The organism is Streptococcus oralis subsp. dentisani (genome assembly GCF_002096685.1).
Lineage (GTDB): Bacteria > Bacillota > Bacilli > Lactobacillales > Streptococcaceae > Streptococcus > Streptococcus oralis_AD.
In genome coordinates, this window is the sequence record NZ_NCVA01000032.1 from 1 (window position 1) to 5,249 (window position 5,249).

General features: G+C 49.4%; 2 tRNA genes and 3 rRNA genes. All 5 read left to right on the forward strand.

From position 1 onward, the window contains the following. Nucleotides 1-59: 59 nt before the first annotated feature. Nucleotides 60-131: transfer RNA gene (locus B7705_RS00375), tRNA-Glu, on the forward strand. Between the two features lie 231 nt (nucleotides 132-362). Beyond that, nucleotides 363-1,908 (forward strand): 16S ribosomal RNA (locus B7705_RS00380). 51 nt (nucleotides 1,909-1,959) lie between these two features. Continuing rightward, nucleotides 1,960-2,032, forward strand: a tRNA-Ala gene (locus B7705_RS00385). A gap of 122 nt (nucleotides 2,033-2,154) precedes the next feature. Next, a 23S ribosomal RNA gene (locus tag B7705_RS00390) occupies nucleotides 2,155-5,056 on the forward strand. 77 nt (nucleotides 5,057-5,133) lie between these two features. Further along, nucleotides 5,134-5,249: ribosomal RNA gene (gene rrf / locus B7705_RS00395) — 5S ribosomal RNA — on the forward strand. Together the 16S, 23S and 5S rRNA genes with 2 tRNA genes alongside form the textbook arrangement of a ribosomal RNA operon.

Genomic DNA, 5,249 nt, shown 5'->3' on the forward strand with positions numbered 1-5,249 from the left:
AAAAAAGATCTTGACAAAGTAGGAAAAGTAGGTATAATAGAAAGAGTTGAAAAGCTCAAGGTCCGTTGGTCAAGGGGTTAAGACACCGCCTTTTCACGGCGGTAACACGGGTTCGAATCCCGTACGGACTATGTGTGTATCGCAGGGACGAAAAAAGTAAAAAAAGTTTCAAAAAAGTGTTGACATAGGTTAGCAGCTGTGATATACTAATATAGTTGTCGCTTGAGAGATTGAGTGACAAAGACCTTTGAAAACTGAACAAGACGAACCAATGTGCAGGGCACTATAACTAAGGTTATAGTACTGAACAATGAAAAAAACAATAAATCTGTCAGTGACAGAAATGAGTGAGAACTCAAACTTTTAATGAGAGTTTGATCCTGGCTCAGGACGAACGCTGGCGGCGTGCCTAATACATGCAAGTAGAACGCTGAAGGAGGAGCTTGCTTCTCTGGATGAGTTGCGAACGGGTGAGTAACGCGTAGGTAACCTGCCTGGTAGCGGGGGATAACTATTGGAAACGATAGCTAATACCGCATAATAGCAGTTGTTGCATGATAACTGTTTGAAAGGTGCAATTGCACCACTACCAGATGGACCTGCGTTGTATTAGCTAGTTGGTGGGGTAACGGCTCACCAAGGCGACGATACATAGCCGACCTGAGAGGGTGATCGGCCACACTGGGACTGAGACACGGCCCAGACTCCTACGGGAGGCAGCAGTAGGGAATCTTCGGCAATGGACGGAAGTCTGACCGAGCAACGCCGCGTGAGTGAAGAAGGTTTTCGGATCGTAAAGCTCTGTTGTAAGAGAAGAACGAGTGTGAGAGTGGAAAGTTCACACTGTGACGGTATCTTACCAGAAAGGGACGGCTAACTACGTGCCAGCAGCCGCGGTAATACGTAGGTCCCGAGCGTTGTCCGGATTTATTGGGCGTAAAGCGAGCGCAGGCGGTTAGATAAGTCTGAAGTTAAAGGCTGTGGCTTAACCATAGTACGCTTTGGAAACTGTTTAACTTGAGTGCAAGAGGGGAGAGTGGAATTCCATGTGTAGCGGTGAAATGCGTAGATATATGGAGGAACACCGGTGGCGAAAGCGGCTCTCTGGCTTGTAACTGACGCTGAGGCTCGAAAGCGTGGGGAGCAAACAGGATTAGATACCCTGGTAGTCCACGCCGTAAACGATGAGTGCTAGGTGTTAGACCCTTTCCGGGGTTTAGTGCCGCAGCTAACGCATTAAGCACTCCGCCTGGGGAGTACGACCGCAAGGTTGAAACTCAAAGGAATTGACGGGGGCCCGCACAAGCGGTGGAGCATGTGGTTTAATTCGAAGCAACGCGAAGAACCTTACCAGGTCTTGACATCCCTCTGACCGCTCTAGAGATAGAGCTTTCCTTCGGGACAGAGGTGACAGGTGGTGCATGGTTGTCGTCAGCTCGTGTCGTGAGATGTTGGGTTAAGTCCCGCAACGAGCGCAACCCCTATTGTTAGTTGCCATCATTCAGTTGGGCACTCTAGCGAGACTGCCGGTAATAAACCGGAGGAAGGTGGGGATGACGTCAAATCATCATGCCCCTTATGACCTGGGCTACACACGTGCTACAATGGCTGGTACAACGAGTCGCAAGCCGGTGACGGCAAGCTAATCTCTTAAAGCCAGTCTCAGTTCGGATTGTAGGCTGCAACTCGCCTACATGAAGTCGGAATCGCTAGTAATCGCGGATCAGCACGCCGCGGTGAATACGTTCCCGGGCCTTGTACACACCGCCCGTCACACCACGAGAGTTTGTAACACCCGAAGTCGGTGAGGTAACCATTTGGAGCCAGCCGCCTAAGGTGGGATAGATGATTGGGGTGAAGTCGTAACAAGGTAGCCGTATCGGAAGGTGCGGCTGGATCACCTCCTTTCTAAGGATAAGGAACTGCGCATTGGTCTTGTTTAGTCTTGAGAGGTCTTGTGGGGCCTTAGCTCAGCTGGGAGAGCGCCTGCTTTGCACGCAGGAGGTCAGCGGTTCGATCCCGCTAGGCTCCATTGGTGAGAGATCACCAAGTAATGCACATTGAAAATTGAATATCTATATCAAATAGTAACAAGAAAATAAACCGAAACGCTGTAGTATTAAAAGAGTTACTGACTGAAAGGTCAGAAAATAAGGTTAAGTTAATAAGGGCGCACGGTGGATGCCTTGGCACTAGGAGCCGAAGAAGGACGTGACAAACGACGATATGCCTTGGGTAGCTGTAAGTAAGCGATGATCCAGGGATTTCCGAATGGGGGAACCCAACAGGTACTACCTGTTACCCATATCTGTTAAGGATATGAGGAGGAAGACGCAGTGAACTGAAACATCTAAGTAGCTGCAGGAAGAGAAAGCAAAAGCGATTGCCTTAGTAGCGGCGAGCGAAACGGCAGGAGGGCAAACCGAAGAGTTTACTCTTCGGGGTTGTAGGACTGCAATGTGGACTCAAAGATTATAGAAGAATGATTTGGGAAGATCAGCCAAAGAGAGTAAAAGCCTCGTATTTAAAATAGTCTTTGTACCTAGCAGTATCCTGAGTACGGCGGGACACGAGAAATCCCGTCGGAATCTGGGAGGACCATCTCCCAACCCTAAATACTCCCTAGTGACCGATAGTGAACCAGTACCGTGAGGGAAAGGTGAAAAGCACCCCGGGAGGGGAGTGAAATAGAACCTGAAACCGTGTGCCTACAACAAGTTCGAGCCCGTTAATGGGTGAGAGCGTGCCTTTTGTAGAATGAACCGGCGAGTTACGATATGATGCGAGGTTAAGTTGAAGAGACGGAGCCGTAGGGAAACCGAGTCTGAATAGGGCGCTTTAGTATCATGTCGTAGACCCGAAACCATGTGACCTACCCATGAGCAGGTTGAAGGTGCGGTAAGACGCACTGGAGGACCGAACCAGGGCACGTTGAAAAGTGCTTGGATGACTTGTGGGTAGCGGAGAAATTCCAAACGAACTTGGAGATAGCTGGTTCTCTCCGAAATAGCTTTAGGGCTAGCGTCGACATAAAGATTCTTGGAGGTAGAGCACTGTTTGGGTGAGGGGTCCATCCCGGATTACCAATCTCAGATAAACTCCGAATGCCAATGAATTATGGTCGGCAGTCAGACTGCGAGTGCTAAGATCCGTAGTCGAAAGGGAAACAGCCCAGACCACCAGCTAAGGTCCCAAAATAATTGTTAAGTGGAAAAGGATGTGGGGTTGCACAGACAACTAGGATGTTAGCTTAGAAGCAGCTATTCATTCAAAGAGTGCGTAATAGCTCACTAGTCGAGTGACCCTGCGCCGAAAATGTACCGGGGCTAAAACAATTTACCGAAGCTGTGGATACCTTTATAGGTATGGTAGGAGAGCGTTCTATGTGTGAAGAAGGTATACCGTGAGGAGTGCTGGAACGCATAGAAGTGAGAATGCCGGTATGAGTAGCGAAAGACAGGTGAGAATCCTGTCCACCGTAAGACTAAGGTTTCCAGGGGAAGGCTCGTCCGCCCTGGGTTAGTCGGGACCTAAGGAGAGACCGAAAGGTGTATCCGATGGACAACAGGTTGATATTCCTGTACTAGAGTATGTAGTGATGGAGGGACGCAGTAGGCTAACTAAAGCAGACGAATGGAAGTGTCTGTCTAAGCAGTGAGGTGTGATATGAGTCAAATGCTTATATCTATAACATTGAGCTGTGATGGGGAGCGAAGTTTAGTAGCGAAGTTAGTGACGTCACACTGCCAAGAAAAGCTTCTAGCGTTAAACATACTCTACCCGTACCGCAAACCGACACAGGTAGTCGAGGCGAGTAGCCTCAGGTGAGCGAGAGAACTCTCGTTAAGGAACTCGGCAAAATGACCCCGTAACTTCGGGAGAAGGGGTGCTGACTTTAAGTCAGCCGCAGTGAATAGGCCCAAGCAACTGTTTATCAAAAACACAGCTCTCTGCTAAATCGTAAGATGATGTATAGGGGGTGACGCCTGCCCGGTGCTGGAAGGTTAAGAGGAGTGCTTAGAGGTAACTCGAAGGTATGAATTGAAGCCCCAGTAAACGGCGGCCGTAACTATAACGGTCCTAAGGTAGCGAAATTCCTTGTCGGGTAAGTTCCGACCCGCACGAAAGGCGTAATGATTTGGGCACTGTCTCAACGAGAGACTCGGTGAAATTTTAGTACCTGTGAAGATGCAGGTTACCCGCGACAGGACGGAAAGACCCCATGGAGCTTTACTGCAGTTTGATATTGAGTGTCTGTACCACATGTACAGGATAGGTAGGAGTCTATGAGATCGGGACGCCAGTTTCGAAGGAGACGTTGTTGGGATACTACCCTTGTGTTATGGCCACTCTAACCCGGATAGGTTATCCCTATCGGAGACAGTGTCTGACGGGCAGTTTGACTGGGGCGGTCGCCTCCTAAAAGGTAACGGAGGCGCCCAAAGGTTCCCTCAGAATGGTTGGAAATCATTCGCAGAGTGTAAAGGTATAAGGGAGCTTGACTGCGAGAGCTACAACTCGAGCAGGGACGAAAGTCGGGCTTAGTGATCCGGTGGTTCCGCATGGAAGGGCCATCGCTCAACGGATAAAAGCTACCCTGGGGATAACAGGCTTATCTCCCCCAAGAGTTCACATCGACGGGGAGGTTTGGCACCTCGATGTCGGCTCGTCGCATCCTGGGGCTGTAGTCGGTCCCAAGGGTTGGGCTGTTCGCCCATTAAAGCGGCACGCGAGCTGGGTTCAGAACGTCGTGAGACAGTTCGGTCCCTATCCGTCGCGGGCGTAGGAAATTTGAGAGGATCTGCTCCTAGTACGAGAGGACCAGAGTGGACTTACCGCTGGTGTACCAGTTGTCTTGCCAAAGGCATCGCTGGGTAGCTATGTAGGGAAGGGATAAACGCTGAAAGCATCTAAGTGTGAAACCCACCTCAAGATGAGATTTCCCATGATTTTATATCAGTAAGAGCCCTGAGAGATGATCAGGTAGATAGGTTAGAAGTGGAAGTGTGGTGACACATGTAGCGGACTAATACTAATAGCTCGAGGACTTATCCAAAGTAACTGAGAAAACTTAGCGTATGGTTTTTCTAATTATTTGATAGGTATTCAATTTTGAGTAGGTATTACTCAGAGTTAAGTGACGATAGCCTAGGAGATACACCTGTACCCATGCCGAACACAGCAGTTAAGCCCTAGAACGCCGGAAGTAGTTGGGGGTTGCCCCCTGTGAGATATGGAAGTCGCTTAGC